This window comes from Acinetobacter sp. YH12201 (assembly GCF_013418145.1).
Classification (GTDB): domain Bacteria; phylum Pseudomonadota; class Gammaproteobacteria; order Pseudomonadales; family Moraxellaceae; genus Acinetobacter.
On sequence record NZ_VPCP01000004.1, the window covers coordinates 13353 to 30379 of the forward strand.

Below are 17027 nucleotides of genomic sequence, written 5' to 3' on the forward strand. Positions count from 1 at the left end.
ATGGCTAAAATATTGATCATTGAAGATGATTTCATGATTGCTGAATCCAGCATCACTTTGCTGAAATATCAGCAATTTGATGTGGAATGGGTCAATAATGGCATTGACGGTTTAAAGAAACTCATACAGGAAAAGTTTGATATCGTCCTACTCGATCTAGGCTTGCCGATGATGGACGGGATGCAGGTATTAAAACAGATTCGCCAGCAGTGGCCTGCTTTACCTGTGCTGATTATTTCAGCACGGGATCAACTGCAAAACCGGGTGGATGGATTGAACAGTGGGGCAGATGATTATCTGGTCAAACCCTATGAATTTGATGAACTGTTGGCCCGCATCCATGCTCTATTACGTCGTAGCGGGGTAGAATCTGCGCTTCAGGACAGCCCGCAAATTTTAAGTTATGGCGAACTCACGCTGGATGTTGAACAGCACATTGCCAAGTTTAAGGGGCAATATATTGACCTGTCCAATCGTGAATGGGCGATTTTGATTCCCTTGGTGAGTCATCCCAACAAGATATTTTCTAAAGCCAATTTAGAAGATAAATTGTATGATCTGGATAGCGAAGTAAGCAGCAATACCATTGAAGTGTATGTGCATCACTTACGCGCCAAACTTGGCAAAGATTTTATTTGCACCATTCGTGGTTTAGGTTATCGACTGGGACAATTATAAATCAGACAACGATAAAATCAGCTAGAAGGTCAGCCACAGGTGCAGTCACAGTATTCATTAAAAAAACACCTGATTATTTATGTTTCTGTTTTTAGTATTGCCTTGGGCTGCTTGCTGATTTTTTCTGCTTACCGTATTGCCCTGCAAGAAATTAATGAAGTGTTAGATGCCCAGATGCAGAATCTGGCAGAACGCGTCGCGCAGCATGATCCTGAACCGGTGCAAAGCAAGTTTGATCAAGCCAGGCATTATCACGAAGAAGACCTGTTTGTCGATGTCTGGTCTTATGCAAATGAAAAACATAAAAGCCATGCCATGAATTTATTGGTTCATCCTGTGAAAAAAGCAGGATTTTATACCCATAAAACCGCACAAGGGGTTTGGCATACTTACATCCTGCCTTTAGAACATTATCAGATTCAGGTGAGCCAGCAACAATCGACACGGCAGCATCTAGCATTGGAACTTGCCGGCAGTATGTTTATTCCTTATTTACTGTTTATGCCTTTTGTGATTTGGGGACTGAGCTGGATTATTAGCCGCAGCCTGCAGCCTTTGGATGATTTTAAAGCGGAATTGGCACAACGTGATTCGGAGGAATTAAGTGCCATTGAATCAGATAATTATCCGCTTGAAATTGTGCCGACCATTACCGAAATGAATCATTTGTTTGAGCGGATTTCCTCTGCACAGCAGGAGCAGCGGCAGTTTATTGCCGATGCAGCACATGAGCTTCGTACGCCTATCACTGCATTGAATTTACAGATGCAGATTCTGTTAAAACAGTTTCCTGATGCTCAGGAGCTACAGAATTTAAGTAAAGGATTAATCCGGATTCAGCATTTGGTCAGCCAATTACTCAGTCTGGCAAAACAGGATGCTTCAATTCTGGAGGTCGAGACCAAACAGCAGTTTTTACTGAATCAGGTCGCGGTGAATTGTGTAGAACAGCTCGTTCATCTGGCCATGCAGAAAGAAATTGATTTGGGTATGGAACGTCAGGAAGATGTGGTGCTGTATTGTCAGGAATCAGCAGTACATTCCATTATTTATAACCTGATTGATAACGCGATTAAATACACGCCCAATCAGGGAGTGATTAATGTGTCTGTATTTGAACAGGCAGGTTTTGCCATGATTCAGGTCGAAGATAGTGGACCTGGAATTTCCCCCGAACTGTATGAAAAAATTCTTAAGCGCTTTTATCGTATCCATCATCATCTGGAAATAGGCAGTGGTCTGGGGCTTTCTATTGTGGATAAAGCCACAGAAAGGCTCGGCGGCAAGATTTCTTTTTCCAAGAGTGCCAGCTTAGGTGGCTTGCAGGTCAATGTGCAATTGCCACTCTAGCCGATCACTTCTCTTAGATGATGGGTTCTAGCAGATAGGTGTGAGCAGTTAAACTGTCTCAGCTGTTTTATCCATGCTTTGGCTTGGTGCAAATCTTTTATAATTGAGTAGATAAAAACTCACGTTAATGAGCCAGATAATCCATGCAGTCCATAAGTTATGGCTGAGAAAATGTGCTCCACGCATCATTTGCGCCCAGCCCATCGCGAAACCTAAAATAAGCCCTGAGACCAGAAAAAAATAGGCACGCTTTTTATTGGAAAGCCTAAATACAAAAAAACCAGCCATCAGTGCAAAGCCGGTAGATGCATGTCCCCCCGGGAAACAGTGCCCTTTGGTGGCAGAAAAATCCCAGAAAAAACCTTGATGGGTAGGAATGGTGATATTCCAGGGGCAGGCATGGGCAGACTGTGATTTCAACAAGCCAATAATCGAGGTGGAAAGGAGGATCAGCCCAAAGAAATAACCATAGGTCCAGCGTAAAGCTTTAACTTTCTCAAACTTGAACGATGCTAGCCAGATTAAAAAAAAGCCGGCATATACCGCAATAATCAGATTTTTGACATAACGATGGTTCAGTTCAGCTAAATACCAATTGTCACGTAACAGGAATTTCCCGGATTCACTGACCCAGGGATGAATCAGCGCCAGATCCAGTGCCCCCCCAATCGGGAAACAAACCAAAAGCAGGCAAAAACTGATAATGAGAAAACAGCCCTGATAGAGCATGAAGCGTTGCTTATCGTGCATAGTAAAGATCAATTGATTTTAGTGCTGCGATTACAGCAATAAAAACTTAATCCAGACTTAAGCGAGCTTGAATCGGTGGGGAAAATCGCCGTAAAAGTATCGTGTTAAGTATGATGTTGTGTTAAATGCTGATAAGCATATCCAGGAAAGAGCATAACCGGATCAAGCTTTAATGCTACATTAACGGCAAGATTGCTATAGGTATTCAAATGAAGATTCGTGCTGTTCTATTCGACCTGGATAATACCTTAACCCATCGTGATCGAAGTATTCTGGCGTATAGTCAATATCTGGTACAAGTCTATCAACATCAGTTACCGCATGATGCAATTGGGAAAATTCAGGCGATTATCCGTCGCATTGATAATGGTGGCTACCCTAAAAAAGAATTGCTCACCCATCCCAGTATTGCTGCGTCTGTGGCTTATGCCTTGCAGCAGGAATTAATCTGGAAAAGCATGCCACATTTGGATGAACTTACCCAGTTCTGGTTTCAGCAATTTGGCTTATCTGCAGTGGCCATGCAGGGTGCCAGTCAGCTCTTAACCGAACTAAAACAGGACGGTTATCAGCTGGCGGTCATTTCAAATGGTGGACATGCGACCCGACTCACCATTTTACAGGGTTTGGGTTTTAGTCATTATTTTGATGAAATTGTCAGTTCTGAACTGGTCGGCATCAGTAAACCGAATCCGGAAATTTTTCTCTATACCAGCCAGAGATTGGGCGTTGCACCAGAACATTGCCTTTTTGTCGGTGATCATCCCGTCAATGATGTACAAGGGGCAATGGATGCCGGTATGCAGGCTGTCTGGTTACAGGGTTTTCATGAAGTTCAAGATCAGCCCATAAATCGCATTCAATCTCTGGCTGAAATTAAGCAGTTTTTATAATTACTTTTACGCATTCATTGTGTCAGGCTACTAAAGTCCAGATAGAAAAAAGCGACTCTTTTGAGCCGCTCTGAAAATCGAAATGTCGTTTAGATAGTCAGTTTAAAGCATCAGCTTTAAAAAATGGTTTCTTCCGAATTGGCTGAAATTTTATGAATAGACAAATCGGCACCACGGAATTCATCTTCCTGTGATAAACGAATGCCCATAATCAGTTTAAGTACGCCGTAAACGAAAAAGCCACCAGCCAGTGCAATGGAGATGGCCAGTAAAGTACCAATCAGTTGAGAGAGGATTGAAACACCGCCCAAACCGCCGAGCCATTGCTGTCCGAAAATCCCTACGGCTAAACCGCCAAAGCTGCCGCATACGCCGTGTAATGGCCAAACACCGAGTACATCATCCACTTTCAGTTTGTTTTGGGTATAAGTGAATAGTTTGACAAAAATGACCCCAGCCACCATGCCAATGATTAATGCACCTACGGGGTGAACTACATCGGAACCTGCACAGATGGCAACCAGACCAGCCAAAGGACCGTTGTGCAGGAAGCCCGGGTCATTTTTGCCGATGAAGTTGGCCGCAATAGTACCACCAACCATCGCCATCAGTGAGTTAATGGCAACCAGTCCAGAAATGGCATCCAGACGTTGTGCACTCATCACGTTAAAACCAAACCAGCCGACAATTAGAATCCATGAACCAAGTGCCAGAAAAGGAATGGAAGAAGGGGGATGTGCACTGACACGACCATCTTTTTTATAACGGCCATGACGTGCGCCCAGTAAAATGACTGCTGCGAGTGCAATCCAGCCACCCATAGCATGCACCACGACTGAACCGGCAAAATCGTGGAAAGCTGCACCAAAAGTTTTGGTTAGCCAGCCTTGTAATCCTAAATTGCCATTCCAGGCAATGCCTTCAAAGAAAGGGTAAACCAGTGCCACCAATAATAATGTGGCAATTGCTTGAGAACGCATTTTGGCCCGTTCTGCAATACCGCCGGAAATAATGGCAGGAATGGCGGCAGCAAAGGTCAGCAGAAAGAAGCAGCGCATCAGGTTGTAGCCATGATCTGCGGCTAAGGTTGTACCGATATGAAAAAAGTGTTGTCCATAAGCAATATAGTAGCCGACAAAAAAGTAGGCGATGGCAGAAATGGAGAAATCTGTCAAAATTTTACTTAGGGCATTGACCTGATTTTTATGTCGTACTGTGCCCAGTTCCAGGAATGCAAAACCTGCATGCATGGCTAAAACTAAAACTGCACCAAGAAGGAGAAAGAGTAAATCTGTATTTTGCATTTTATGGCTCCATTTTAGTGCTTAAAATCACAAAAAGAAGATCAGTATAACCATGAGATTATTTTCGTGAAGATGGTCGAAATGGGGAAATTTTGATTAAGGCTGAGAAAAAGACTACAAGACTCGATATAAAGCAATTACTTGCTGAAGTATGAATGATTTGCGTTATTATGGTGCAATATTGTTTAATTTAAATTATAAATAAATATATGAAAATTGAATAAAATTTAACTTTTTTAAAGAAGTTGGTTTTATATATTTTTTATAGCACTGAATAGTAGCAAGTTTAGCCCGATAAAAATGTAAACGGGTTTCTCGCTCATCATAAAGAAAAAATGAAAAATATATTTAAAGAGATTCTAATTTGGTTCAGTTTTAGAAATTGAGCACAAAAAAACCAAGCCAAAAACTCTGGACTTGGTTAAAGTACTCACTCTTTTAGTGCAAAATTTTATTTAGGAACTGCTGCGTGCGCTCACCTCGTTGGGTGTTAAAGAATTCATCTTTGCTGCAGTCTTCCACAATTTTTCCCTGATCCATAAAAATCACCCGGTTGGCCACCTGGCGGGCGAAGCCCATTTCATGGGTCACACACATCATGGTCATGCCTTCTTTGGCCAGTTCGACCATCACGTCCAGCACTTCATTGATCATTTCCGGATCGAGTGCCGAAGTCGGTTCATCAAACAGCATCGCAATCGGGTCCATGCTTAAGGCACGGGCAATCGCCACACGTTGCTGCTGGCCACCGGACAGTTGTGCCGGGAACTTGTTGGCGTGAGCACTGAGTCCGACCCGCTCCAGATAGGCCAGGCCTTTTTTCTTGGCTTCAGCTTCAGAACGGCCCAGTACTTTAATTTGGGCAATGGTCAGATTTTCGGTAATGCTCAAATGCGGGAACAGTTCAAAATGCTGGAACACCATACCCACACGGCTGCGCAGTTTGGTCAGGTCAGTTTTGGGGTCCGTATGTGATGTAGGCAAAGAGCGAGAGAAATTACCCGAATTTTCAGCTTATAAAGGATTATGTTTTGAGATTCAGGTTAGAACAGCATTGGAACATGCATGGGCTGAAATAGAACATGATCGTGGGTATAAACTTATCGGTAAATTGCCTTCTTATTTAAATCGAAGATTTAAACTTTTATCTGGGTTACTAGAATCTGCTGATATGGAATTTAATAGATTAACAGTAGAAATTGAAGATTATAAAAATAATTTAAATAATGATATTGAAGAAAATAAATTAGATTATGAATTGACTACTGTCGGAATTAATCAACTTATTAATAATAAATATAAAGAATATTTGTCTTTATCATCATCTTTAAATATTGAGAGCGAGAAAAAGTTGATTCAAGAATTGGAGAGTTTCGGGATTGAGACTTTAAATGATTTAGATAAACTAATTAATCGTGTTATTCAAAATTATAAAATACTTAAAAATAATACCATCCTTGGTTTATGTCGTGATGTAATGATGTTGGATGATATCAATAAATATTTTCAATTATCTTTTTTAGGGGCGACTAATTCATGGGGGGTTACTAACCCAGAAACTTATACTATGTTAAAACAAAAATATGAAGAGCATGAAATTGATTCTATTTTCAGTACAAATGAAATTGATATTATTGAAGAAGGCGAAGAATAAAAAATCCCCTCATTTGAGGGGATTTTTTGAATCAAACTACAGCATTAAAGCGCCGCAATTTGCTCCATATTCGCTTTAATCTTCGCTAACTGGTCAGCAAACTCAGCAAGTTTCACTTTTTCGCCTTCAACCACAGCAGCAGGTGCTTTTGCCACAAAACCTTCGTTAGAAAGTTTATTGGCAATTTGGTCATGTTGCTTTTGAACCTTGTCTAAGTCTTTTTGTAGACGACCCAATTCCGCTTTAGGATCAATCAAGCCCTTCATTGGAACGTATACAGATACATGACCTACAACAGAAGATGATGACAAAGGTGGTTGTTCGCCATCAGCCAAGAAGGTGATGCTTTCAACTTTCGCCAGTGCTTTGAACAGCGCTTCAATACGAGTGATCTGTGCTTTTTCAGCTTCAGTGGTATTTTGCAGAAGAACAGGCAACAAACGTGCATTACCTAAGCCCATCTCACCACGGATGTTACGAACCGCACCAATCAAACCTTGTAGCCATTGCATATCTGCTTCAGCCTGGTCATTCATCAACGACTTATCCGCAGTCGGGTACTGCGCAAGCATAATCGTTTCGCCAGTGATGCCAAGTTTAGGTGCAAGCGTTTGCCAAATTTCTTCAGTCAGGTAAGGCATTAATGGATGTGCAAGACGTAAAGATGCTTCCATCACCGCAAGCAATACACGACGAACTTCCGCTTTACGCTCTTCAGATACATTTTCATCGTTCAGAACAGGTTTAGTCAGTTCTACATACCAGTCACAGTATTCATTCCAGATGAACTCGTAAATCGCTTGTGCAGCTAAGTCTAAACGATAGGTTGCAAATGCAGTTTGTACCGCAGCAGTCGCTTTTTGCAGACGGCTGATGATCCACTGTTCAGGCAATTCCCAAAGATCAGGACGAGCCGTTTGACCTACCGTTTGACCTTCCACGTTCATCATAACGAAACGCGTACCGTTCCAGATTTTGTTGGCAAAGTTACGGTAACCTTCAACACGTTTCATGTCGAACTTGATGTCACGACCGGTGTTGGCCAGTGCGCAGAAGGTGAAACGAACCGCATCCGTACCATACGCCTGAATACCTTCAGGGAACTCTTTACGGGTTGATTTTTCAATCTTCGAAGCCTGTTTCGGGTTCATCAAACCAGTGGTACGTTTTTGTACTAGAGTTTCTAGATCAACACCATCAATCAAATCTAATGGGTCAAGCACGTTCCCCTTAGATTTAGACATCTTCTGGCCTTCGCCATCACGTACCAGACCGTGTACATACACAGTTTTGAACGGCACTTGTGGCGTACCATCTTCATTCTTCATGAAGTGCATGGTCATCATGATCATGCGGGCTACCCAGAAGAAGATGATGTCAAAGCCAGTCACCAATACATCAGTCGGGTGGAACGTATTTAAGAAGTAGTTTTCTGCATCTTTCTTGGCATCGCCAGTCCAACCTAAGGTTGAGAATGTCCAAAGACCTGAAGAGAACCATGTATCCAATACATCTTCGTCTTGGTTCAATTCAACATCGGCAGGAATGTTGTTTTTCGAACGAACTTCAGCTTCGTCACGACCAACATATACATTACCTTCTGCATCGTACCAAGCCGGGATACGATGACCCCACCACAATTGACGAGAGATACACCAGTCTTGGATATTGTTCATCCATGCCATGTACATGTTGCTGTACTGTTCAGGTACGAACTTAATACGACCGTCTTGAACCGCTTCAATCGCAGGTTTCGCAAGCGGCGCAATCTTCACATACCATTGGTCTGTCAATAGAGGCTCAACGATCACGCCCGAACGGTCACCACGAGGTGGTTTAAGCGTATATGGTTGGATTTGGTCTAACCAGCCTTCCGCTTCAGCTTGTTCTACTAACTTTTTACGTGCTTCAAAACGTTCTAAACCAATGTAGTCCGCAGGGGCAGGAATGGTTTTAGAAATTTGCTTACCCGCTTTCGCGATGTATTCAAATTCAGCCAATACTTCAGCATTTTTGTTGAAGATGTTGATGATTGGCAATTCGCAGCGTTTACCCACTTCATAGTCATTGAAGTCATGCGCAGGGGTGATTTTTACACAGCCGGTTCCGAATTCTTTGTCGACATATTCATCTTTAACAATAGGAACCGCACGACCGGTAATTGGCAGGATGATGTTTTTACCCACTAGGTCTGCATAGCGTTCATCATCCAGCGCAACTGCAACTGCTGTATCACCCAGCAAGGTTTCAGGACGCGTTGTTGCTACTACGATGTAATCTTTACCATCATGCGTGCGCAGTGATTTGTCTTCAAAGAAATATTTGAAGTGCCACAGTGAACCTGCTTCTTCTTTATCTGATTCTACTTCCAGATCAGACAGTGCAGTTTGTAATTTTGGATCCCAGTTTACCAAACGTTTGCCGCGGTAGATCAAACCTTCTTCATGCAGTTTTACAAACACTTCTTTCACCGCATTGGATAAACCTTCATCCATGGTGAAGCGTTCACGAGACCAGTCTACAGAAGAGCCCAGGCGACGGATTTGACGGGTAATGTTACCGCCAGACTGTTCTTTCCATTCCCAGACTTTTTCGATGAACTTTTCACGGCCCAGGTCATGACGGCTAATACCTTCTGCACCCAACTGACGCTCTACCACCATTTGCGTTGCAATACCGGCGTGGTCCGTACCCGGTTGCCATAAGGTATTTTTGCCTGACATACGGTTAAAACGGGTCAGTGCATCCATGATGGCATTGTTAAAACCATGACCCATGTGCAAGCTACCGGTGACGTTTGGTGGCGGAATCATGATACAGAATGATTCGCCTTTTTCAGACGGCTTGAAGTAACCGCGCTCTTCCCAAGTTTGGTACCATTTTTTCTCGATCTCGGTAGGATCGTATGTCGTAGCAATATTTTGCGCAGAATCAGTCATAGTGAAAACAGATCAAAAGTGAATAAAAAATTGCAGTTATTGTAGCAAAAAAAATGACAGATGAGACAGCTAAAGAAAATGCAAAAATAAGCGATTGGCACATACACAATTCGGTTCTATGATGAGAGTATTATAAAAACAGCGCAGATGATCGCAGAACAATACTAAAAAGGAGATGATCACCATGAATTATATGATTTCTTTAAAATTAAAATCAGAAACACATCAACGGTTCCAGCAGATTCACCAGCAACTCAATCAGGGCAAAAGCGAAAGTCTGGCGAAACCGCTGGGTGAAGTCCTGGCGGATATCTCTTGTGAAATTGTGGATCAGGTGTTTGGTGAAATTGCCCGTTTATCTACCTCCAGTGACCGGGAATCTGAAAAAGTGGTGCAACAGATTTTAGATACGGTACGTAAATATATGCCGTGGTCGGTGTCATTTTTTGGTAATGACCGCCTCACTCCAATGGTTAATTATTTGATTGAAATGGCACATGAAAAAAATGACCAATACTATATTTCCTATCAGGTTGATCATGTGCTGGTGGTGGAACTGTTAGGTTGTGTGGAACAAGTCAAGAGTGGAAATAGCCAATATGTTTCGCCTGCCTTGAAAGCTTTTACCGAAATGGTCGATCAAGGCGTGACCTATTTGCTACGTGAGCCTAAAAAAATGTTGAAATTCAATTTGGTGGTTGATAAAACCCTGAATGGGGTGATTCATTTGACCACGCAAATGGGCTATAAACGTTTGGAAAAAATTGGAACTTATTATGATGCTCAAGATACTCATCGTTATCTTGATCATTTTCTGATGTTTTTGAACCCAGAGCCCAAAAATGATAGATCAAACCATTCTGAAATGTAATTTAAAACAGGAAGCATAACATGGCGCAGCAGGACAGTTTAAACAACAAAGTGGTATGGATTACCGGTGCATCTTCAGGTTTAGGCAAGGCTCTTGCTCAGGAGTGTGCTTTGCAGGGTGCACAGGTGGTACTGACTGCACGCCGTATCGATGAACTGGAAAACGTCCGTTTAAGCTTACCTCATCCTGATCAGCATATTTGTGTCGCTGCCGATATTACTGATGAAAATCAGGTTCGTCATGCTTATGAGCAAGTGCTAAGTCAGAAAGGGCGTATCGACTGGTTAATCAATAATGCTGGTTTAAGCCAGCGTGCCCTGATTGCCGACACCACCATGCAAACTGAACGTGCCATTATGGAAGTGGATTATTTCTCACAAGTATTTCTGACCAAAACGGTTTTACCGACTTTCCTGCAACAAAAGTCGGGCCGGATTATCTTCGTTTCTAGCGTGGCGGGTTTATTGGGTACCCAGTACCGTGCTTCATATTCAGCGGCAAAAGCGGCCATCCACATGTGGGCCAATAGCTTGCGCGCAGAGGTGGCACAAGAGGGTGTTCATGTCAGTGTGGTGTTTCCGGGTTTTGTCAAAACCAATGTGTCTTTCAACGCCTTAAATGGAGAAGGCAAACCGCAGGGGCATCAGGATGAAGCGATTGAAAATGGTCTGGAGCCAGAAGCGTTTGCCAAAACCGTGCTGAGTGCTTTGCTGAACGGTGAAGAATATATTGTGGTGGGTGGAACCAAAGAAAAACTGGGGGTATGGATGTCACGCTTATCGCCAAGTACCCTGTATAAAATGATCCGCAAGGCTAAGGTAAAATAATTAAAGCTCTTTCTATTTTAAAAGAAGAAGCTTTAAAGTCCCCCTTTGCAAAAGGGGGACTTAGGGGGATTCTAAATAGTAAAATGTTAGTCACGATATAATCCCTCCCTTGAGCACTTGAAATATATTTCGAATCTGCAACCGGAGATTTATCAATAATCTCCCTAAATCCCTCTTTAATAAAGAGGGACTTTGCTTTTATCGGGGGAGGATTAGGCTTATAGTTGAATCGCCGTTCCATAGGCAAACACTTCCACCATTCCGCCTTGCATGCCCATCTCTGTGGTACTGAGGCGTAAGCCCATAATCTGGGTTGCACCGATTTTCTCGGCTTCCAGTTTCAAGCGGACAATCGCTTCACGTCGGGCACGTTCCACCACACTTTCATAACTGGTCAGACGACCACCGAAAAAGTTCTGGATATTGGCAATCACATATTTAAAGTAATCATGCGAAATTACTACATTGCTGCTCACCAGTTGCCCCGGATATGAAGATATTTTAAAACGGCTATTATCCAGGGTGATATAAGCCAAACGCTGTTCATTTTCCGCCAGTGAATCCAGGTGCTTGCGTTCATTGTATCTGCCGAAACCAAAACCGAGTGCAAATAAAATGGCAAAAACAACTATCTGGAGAATTAACCCATCCATCACTTAGACCTGCGCTTGAAATGGATCGGGAAGTTTAGGAATGTTTGGCTCCACCACAACTGCTGTGCCATACACAAAAAGTTCCGAAGCACCTTGGGCAATATTGGAGGTTGAAAAACGGATGCCAACCACGGCATTGGCGCCCATTAATCTGGCCTTTTCAATCATGCGGTTCATGGCTTCCTGCCGCGACTCTTCCAGCAGTTCAGTATAGGCCGTCAGTTCACCACCGACAATATTTTTTAAGCCTGCAAGCAGGTCACGTCCGACATGCTTACTGCGTACAGTGCTGCCATAGACCACATCGAGTTGACGAATAACGGTATGACCCGGAACAGATTCTAAATTACTCAGCAGCATGTTTTGATATTCAAATGAAATGGGATTTATTGAAGATAGGAAATCATGTTTAAAAAAGCAATAAAAAAGCCTGCATGGCGCAGGCTTTTTTATCATATTGGAATATTACTGAGCACTGTTTGCCGCTTTGCGTTCAGCCGAAGAAGGTACCTGTTGAACGGCATCACCGGTGTTGGCTTTAATACCGCCACCCAGGGTCTTATACAATTCAACCTGGTTATTCATGTTGGCTTGTTCAAGCAACAATAAACCCTGTTCGGCTGCATATGATGCACGTTGTGCATCCAGTACCGTCAGGTAGCTGTCAATACCGGCGCGGAAGCGGGCATTTGACAATCGGTAAGTGGTATTGGTTGCATCCACCAGACGGCGCTGTGCTGCCAGACGGTCACCAATATTTTGACGTACCGCCAGGGCATCATTCACTTCACGGAAAGCGGATTGAATCGATTTTTCATAGTCAGATAAGGCAATTTGCTGATCTGTTTCTGAAATCTTGATGTTGGCTTTACGCGTACCCCAATCGAAGATTGGCAGGTCGATGCTCGGACCCACTGACCAGACAAATCCACCTGATTTAAACAGGTCGCTCAAGCTGGTTGAGGCATAGCCTGCGTTGCCGGTCAGACTGATAGTCGGGAACATGCGTGCTTTGGCTGCACCAATATTAGCACCCGCCGCAGACAGTTTATATTCCGCAGCACGAATGTCAGGACGATTATTTAACAAGTCACTTGGTAAACCGGCACCAATGGCATTGCTTTGACTGATACGTGTGACACGTTGAGTCGGCAGCAAATTGGCAGGAACCGCTTGACCGACAAGCAGGTTCAGCAGGTTTTGTGCCTGGGCAATTTGGGTCTTGTAATTGGCCACATCGTTACGGGCCGTTTCTACAGAAATTTGTGCCTGACGCACAGGAACTTCACTGTCGATACCGACATCGAAACGTTTTTTATTGAGGTTATAAGACTCAAGCTGGGCTTTCAGCGTTTGCTCGGCAAGTTTTAAATTGGCATTGGCAAACGAATAATTCAACCAGGCTTGTGCAACCTGACCTATCAATGCAATTTGAGTCGCATCACGCGCACTTGAAGTCGCTAAATACGTATCTAAAGCATTGTCTTTCAAGCTGCGCACGCGGCCCCAAAAATCCAGCTCATAGGCAGTCACACCTAAGCCGACATTGTAGCTGGTCATCGCACCCTTGGTGTTCATTGTATCCTGACGCAGTACACTGCCACTGGCACCAATGGTTGGCAGCTGGTTGTTCTGGGTAATTTGGTACTGCTGCTGTGCACGCTGAATATTCAACGTTGAAGTACGCAAATCACGGTTATTAGCCAATGCCAGATCAAGCACTTGAAGCAAGCGTGGATCGGCAAAAAAGTCTTTATAACCTTTTTCAGCAATTGAAGGTCCAGAACTTGCGGTTAAATAACCCTGTTCTGGAATATTTGCTTGAGCTACGGGCTCTGGGCCACGCATGCTTTGACAGGCTGTCAAAGCAAGCGCAAGTGCAGATACCGCAATGCTACGACCTGAAATAGACCATACCTTTTGCATCACGATGCTTGCTCCTGATTATTTTGGTTTTTAGGTTTGTATTTAAAGATACTTCGAATCCAGACGTAGAACACCGGAATAAAGAAGATACCCAATAAAGTCGAACTGATTACGCCACCCAGTACACCATATCCGACTGAATGTTGGCTACCTGCACCTGCACCTGCAGCCAGTGCAAGCGGAAGTACACCAAAACCGAAGGCAAGGGTGGTCATAATAATGGGACGTAAACGCATTTTCGCTGCATGAAGCGTCGCTTCAAGCAAAGGCTCGCCTTTATCCTCCTGCAGCTCCTTGGCGAATTCTACAATCAGGATCGCATTCTTCGCAGCCAAACCAATGACGGCAATAATCGCGACCTGGAAGTAAATGTTATTCGACAAGTTTGGATCTTTCAGTACGATCATGCCAAGGAACGTTAAGCCAATTGCACCGACAATACCTAAAGGAATCACCAACAGTACCGAGAATGGAATAGACCAGCTTTCATACAATGCAGCAAGACACAGGAACACGATTAACATAGAAAGCCCGTATAGACCCGCAGTTTGCGAACCTGCTTCACGTTCTTCTAAAGATAAACCTGTCCATTCATAGTCAAAACCGCTCATGCCCATTTGTGGCAGTTTGGCAATGATTTCTTCCATGGCGAGCATTGCATCACCAGAGCTGACGCCCGGTGCAGGGGTACCCTGAATATTCACCGATGCAATACCGTTATAACGTTCAAGACGTGGCGAACCATAGGTCCATTCACCGGTTGCAAAGGCAGAGAACGGCACCATTTGTCCCAGGTTGTTACGTACGTACCACTTGTTTAAATCTTCCGGCATCATACGCGCATCGGGTACGGCCTGAACATAGACTTTTTTCACGCGACCGCGGTCAATAAAGTCATTAATGTATGAACCACCCCAAGCAATACTCATGGTGCTGTTGATTTCAGAAATACTGACGCCCATAGCGCTGGCTTTTTCATTATCAACATAAATTTTGTATTGCGGCGTATCTTCTTGGCCGTTCGGACGCACACCGACAAGACGTTTATCTTGTGCTGCCATACCCAGAATCATGTTACGGGCAGTAATCAGTTTTTCGTGACCACTACCTGCAGCATCTTTCAACTGCAAGTTAAAGCCAGCAGAAACACCCAGTTCCGGCATTGCAGGAAGCTGCAAAGGCATCACGTAAGAGGCATCTTTGGCAATCACGTTCAGGGCCATACCACGCTGGATGATGGCACCGATTTGAGATTCAGGTGTTGTACGCTCACTCCAGTCTTTTAACTTAATGAAGGCTAAACCGGCATTCTGACCGATACCCGTGAATGAGAAGCCCGCAACGCTGAAGATAGAATCGACATTGGCCTTTTCACCTTCCATAAAGAAACCGTTCATTTGATCAATCACTTTTTCGGTACGATCAAGTGTGGCATTCGGTGGAAGCTGAACCAGCGTCATTACTACACCCTGGTCTTCATTCGGCAGGAATGAACTTGGCAGGTTCTTGAACATGAACAGCAAGCCAGCGATGACCACGGCATAAATGGCACCCGCAATGATTTTATGAATCAGCAGTTTGCCTACCCATTTCTGGTAACCGACTGATAAGCGGTCAAAGCCATGGTTAAACCAGCGGAAGAAGCGTGCGAACACACCATTGCTTTCCGGCTTGTCTTTATCATGCTGTTTCAGCAAGGTTGCACAAAGCGCAGGAGTGAAGGTCAGGGCAATGGCCAGGGATAAAATCATCGCGGTCACAAGCGTGATCGAGAACTGGCGATAAATTACACCGGTCGTACCACTGAAGAATGCCATCGGTACGAATACTGCGGTTAATACTGTCGTAATACCGATCAGGGCACCCGAAATCTGTTGCATCGACTTTTCAGTCGCCGTAACCGGATCGAGATGTTCTTCCTGCATCACTCGTTCTACGTTCTCGACCACAACAATCGCATCATCCACCAGCAAACCAATTGCAAGGACCATGGCAAACATGGTGAGGGTGTTAATCGAGAAGCCAAACAGGTTGATGATGGCAAAAGTACCCAACACCACTACAGGCACGGCCATGGTTGGAATCAGGGTGGCACGCCAGTTCTGCAAGAACAGGAACATCACCAGGAATACCAGCACAATCGCTTCAATTAAGGTGTGAACCACACTTTCAATCGAAAGTTTGATAAACGGCGTGGTATCAAACGCCAACTGGTCTTTCAAACCACTTGGATAGTTTTTGCGCAGTTGTTGCAAGCGCTCTTCTACTGCAGTTGCCGTGTCGAGTGCATTTGCACCGGTAGCCAGTTTAATTGCTACACCGCCAGCAGGTTTACCGTTGAATTTAGACCGGAACTGATAGGTGTCAGAGCCTAATTCAACTTTAGCCACATCACCCACAGTCACTTTTGCACCAGAACCGGCATTTTTCAAGAAAATGGCACGGAACTGTTCAGGTGTTTGCAACAGGCTTTGTGCATTTACAGTGGCATTTAGTACCTGGCCTTCAACAGCAGGCGCACCACCGAGTTGACCTACTGCAACCTGTGCATTCTGGGTGCGCAGTGCGGTCACAACATCACTTGGGGTCAGCTGGTAACTGCTGAGTTTTGCTGGGTCCAGCCAGATACGCATGGCATAAGAACCACCAAAGACCTGAACTTCACCTACACCAGCTACACGGCTTAGCGGTTCAGAAATATTCGAGTTGACGTAGTCTTTGATGTCGGCATCAGAGAGTGAACCATCTGGCGAGTAGAATGCAACTACCTGCAGGAAGCTGGCACCCGATTTGGTCACCTTGAGGCCCTGACGCTGTACATCTTCAGGCAGCAGGGCAGTTGCGGACTGTAATTTGTTTTGCACCTGAACTTGTGCAATATCAGGATCAATGCCTTGTTCAAAGTTCAATGCAATAGATGCCTGACCGTTACCGGCACTGTTGGACGAAATATAGCGTAAGCCATCCAGACCGTTCATTTGCTGTTCAATGATCTGGGTGACTGTATTTTCTACAGTTTCAGCAGATGCACCTGGATAGGTCGCAGCAATGGTTACCGTTGGCGGTGCAATGGTCGGATATTGTGCAATGGGCATTTTGCTGAGGGTTAAAATACCCGCCAGCATAATCACCAATGCAATCACCCAAGCAAAAATCGGGCGATGAATAAAAAAGTGAGCCAT

Annotated in this window: 13 protein-coding genes and 1 pseudogene; 6 read left to right on the forward strand and 8 right to left on the reverse strand. The window is 44.1% G+C overall.

Annotated features, from left to right (window positions below):
* Together FTU91_RS01730 and FTU91_RS01735 are read left to right on the forward strand one after the other, a co-directional pair.
* Nucleotides 1–678 (forward strand): response regulator transcription factor, encoded by a 678-nt coding sequence (locus FTU91_RS01730; RefSeq protein ID WP_166170465.1) that lies wholly within the window; start codon nucleotides 1–3, stop codon nucleotides 676–678.
* 39 nt (nucleotides 679–717) lie between these two features.
* Nucleotides 718–2028 carry an ATP-binding protein gene (locus FTU91_RS01735; RefSeq protein ID WP_180080639.1) on the forward strand — a complete coding sequence of 437 codons (1311 nt, stop codon included), beginning with the start codon at nucleotides 718–720 and terminating at the stop codon, nucleotides 2026–2028.
* A 48-nt stretch (nucleotides 2029–2076) separates the two neighbouring features.
* Here the strand turns inward: FTU91_RS01735 and FTU91_RS01740 are convergent, their stop codons facing one another.
* Nucleotides 2077–2778 carry a phosphatase PAP2 family protein gene (locus tag FTU91_RS01740; RefSeq protein ID WP_180043215.1) on the reverse strand — a complete coding sequence of 234 codons (702 nt, stop codon included), beginning with the start codon at nucleotides 2776–2778 and terminating at the stop codon, nucleotides 2077–2079.
* Between the two features lie 209 nt (nucleotides 2779–2987).
* On the opposite strand from FTU91_RS01740, the gene FTU91_RS01745 reads away from it, so the two are divergent.
* The gene (locus FTU91_RS01745; protein WP_180043214.1) at nucleotides 2988–3671 is read left to right on the forward strand and encodes an HAD family hydrolase; all 684 of its coding nucleotides are present in this window, start codon (nucleotides 2988–2990) and stop codon (nucleotides 3669–3671) included.
* 116 nt (nucleotides 3672–3787) lie between these two features.
* Here the strand turns inward: FTU91_RS01745 and FTU91_RS01750 are convergent, their stop codons facing one another.
* Both FTU91_RS01750 and FTU91_RS01755 read right to left on the reverse strand, forming a co-directional pair.
* A complete protein-coding gene (locus FTU91_RS01750; RefSeq protein WP_180043213.1) occupies nucleotides 3788–4975 on the reverse strand; it encodes an ammonium transporter in 1188 nt (395 codons plus the stop codon).
* Nucleotides 4976–5413: 438 nt separating this feature from the next.
* Nucleotides 5414–5941 (reverse strand): annotated as a pseudogene (locus FTU91_RS01755) (amino acid ABC transporter ATP-binding protein); the annotation flags it as partial.
* Between FTU91_RS01755 and FTU91_RS16765 the strand changes: the two are divergent.
* Nucleotides 5934–6629, forward strand: coding sequence for a hypothetical protein (locus FTU91_RS16765; protein ID WP_306669531.1), 696 nt, complete (start codon nucleotides 5934–5936; stop codon nucleotides 6627–6629). The pseudogene FTU91_RS01755 and the gene FTU91_RS16765 overlap by 8 nt on opposite strands.
* Before the next feature lie 44 nt (nucleotides 6630–6673).
* Here FTU91_RS16765 and FTU91_RS01765 read toward each other — a convergent pair whose 3' ends face one another.
* A complete protein-coding gene (locus FTU91_RS01765; protein ID WP_180080647.1) occupies nucleotides 6674–9568 on the reverse strand; it encodes a valine--tRNA ligase in 2895 nt (964 codons plus the stop codon).
* A 184-nt stretch (nucleotides 9569–9752) separates the two neighbouring features.
* On the opposite strand from FTU91_RS01765, the gene FTU91_RS01770 reads away from it, so the two are divergent.
* The gene (locus FTU91_RS01770) at nucleotides 9753–10439 is read left to right on the forward strand and encodes a hypothetical protein (protein WP_180043204.1); all 687 of its coding nucleotides are present in this window, start codon (nucleotides 9753–9755) and stop codon (nucleotides 10437–10439) included.
* Nucleotides 10440–10459: 20 nt separating this feature from the next.
* Nucleotides 10460–11266, forward strand: coding sequence for an SDR family oxidoreductase (locus tag FTU91_RS01775; RefSeq protein WP_180080649.1), 807 nt, complete (start codon nucleotides 10460–10462; stop codon nucleotides 11264–11266).
* 218 nt (nucleotides 11267–11484) lie between these two features.
* Here FTU91_RS01775 and FTU91_RS01780 read toward each other — a convergent pair whose 3' ends face one another.
* The 4 genes from FTU91_RS01780 to FTU91_RS01795 all read right to left on the reverse strand — a co-directional run bounded on the left by FTU91_RS01780 (nucleotide 11485) and on the right by FTU91_RS01795 (nucleotide 17027).
* Entirely contained in the window at nucleotides 11485–11919 is a 435-nt protein-coding gene (locus FTU91_RS01780; protein ID WP_180043202.1) for a YbjQ family protein, read from the reverse strand.
* A gap of 3 nt (nucleotides 11920–11922) precedes the next feature.
* On the reverse strand, nucleotides 11923–12279 hold the full coding sequence (locus FTU91_RS01785) for a YbjQ family protein (RefSeq protein ID WP_180080651.1): 357 nt from the start codon (nucleotides 12277–12279) through the stop codon (nucleotides 11923–11925).
* A gap of 105 nt (nucleotides 12280–12384) precedes the next feature.
* The gene (gene adeK / locus FTU91_RS01790; RefSeq protein ID WP_180080681.1) at nucleotides 12385–13845 is read right to left on the reverse strand and encodes a multidrug efflux RND transporter AdeIJK outer membrane channel subunit AdeK; all 1461 of its coding nucleotides are present in this window, start codon (nucleotides 13843–13845) and stop codon (nucleotides 12385–12387) included.
* Nucleotides 13845–17027: an efflux RND transporter permease subunit gene (locus FTU91_RS01795; protein ID WP_086196868.1), complete on the reverse strand. Its 3183-nt coding sequence runs from the start codon at nucleotides 17025–17027 to the stop codon at nucleotides 13845–13847. Before FTU91_RS01795 ends, adeK begins: the two co-directional genes overlap by 1 nt.

Excerpts from the sequence above, each read along its gene's own strand:
- FTU91_RS01730 (WP_166170465.1), top strand. The coding sequence starts at position 1 with ATGGCTAAAATATTGATCATTGAAGATGATTTCATGATTGCTGAATCC.
- FTU91_RS01740 (WP_180043215.1), bottom strand. The coding sequence starts at position 2,778 with ATGCACGATAAGCAACGCTTCATGCTCTATCAGGGCTGTTTTCTCATT.
- FTU91_RS01745 (WP_180043214.1), top strand. The coding sequence starts at position 2,988 with ATGAAGATTCGTGCTGTTCTATTCGACCTGGATAATACCTTAACCCAT.
- FTU91_RS01750 (WP_180043213.1), bottom strand. The coding sequence starts at position 4,975 with ATGCAAAATACAGATTTACTCTTTCTCCTTCTTGGTGCAGTTTTAGTT.
- FTU91_RS01765 (WP_180080647.1), bottom strand. The coding sequence starts at position 9,568 with ATGACTGATTCTGCGCAAAATATTGCTACGACATACGATCCTACCGAG.
- FTU91_RS01770 (WP_180043204.1), top strand. The coding sequence starts at position 9,753 with ATGAATTATATGATTTCTTTAAAATTAAAATCAGAAACACATCAACGG.
- FTU91_RS01775 (WP_180080649.1), top strand. The coding sequence starts at position 10,460 with ATGGCGCAGCAGGACAGTTTAAACAACAAAGTGGTATGGATTACCGGT.
- FTU91_RS01780 (WP_180043202.1), bottom strand. The coding sequence starts at position 11,919 with ATGGATGGGTTAATTCTCCAGATAGTTGTTTTTGCCATTTTATTTGCA.
- FTU91_RS01785 (WP_180080651.1), bottom strand. The coding sequence starts at position 12,279 with ATGCTGCTGAGTAATTTAGAATCTGTTCCGGGTCATACCGTTATTCGT.
- adeK (WP_180080681.1), bottom strand. The coding sequence starts at position 13,845 with ATGCAAAAGGTATGGTCTATTTCAGGTCGTAGCATTGCGGTATCTGCA.
- FTU91_RS01795 (WP_086196868.1), bottom strand. The coding sequence starts at position 17,027 with ATGGCTCACTTTTTTATTCATCGCCCGATTTTTGCTTGGGTGATTGCA.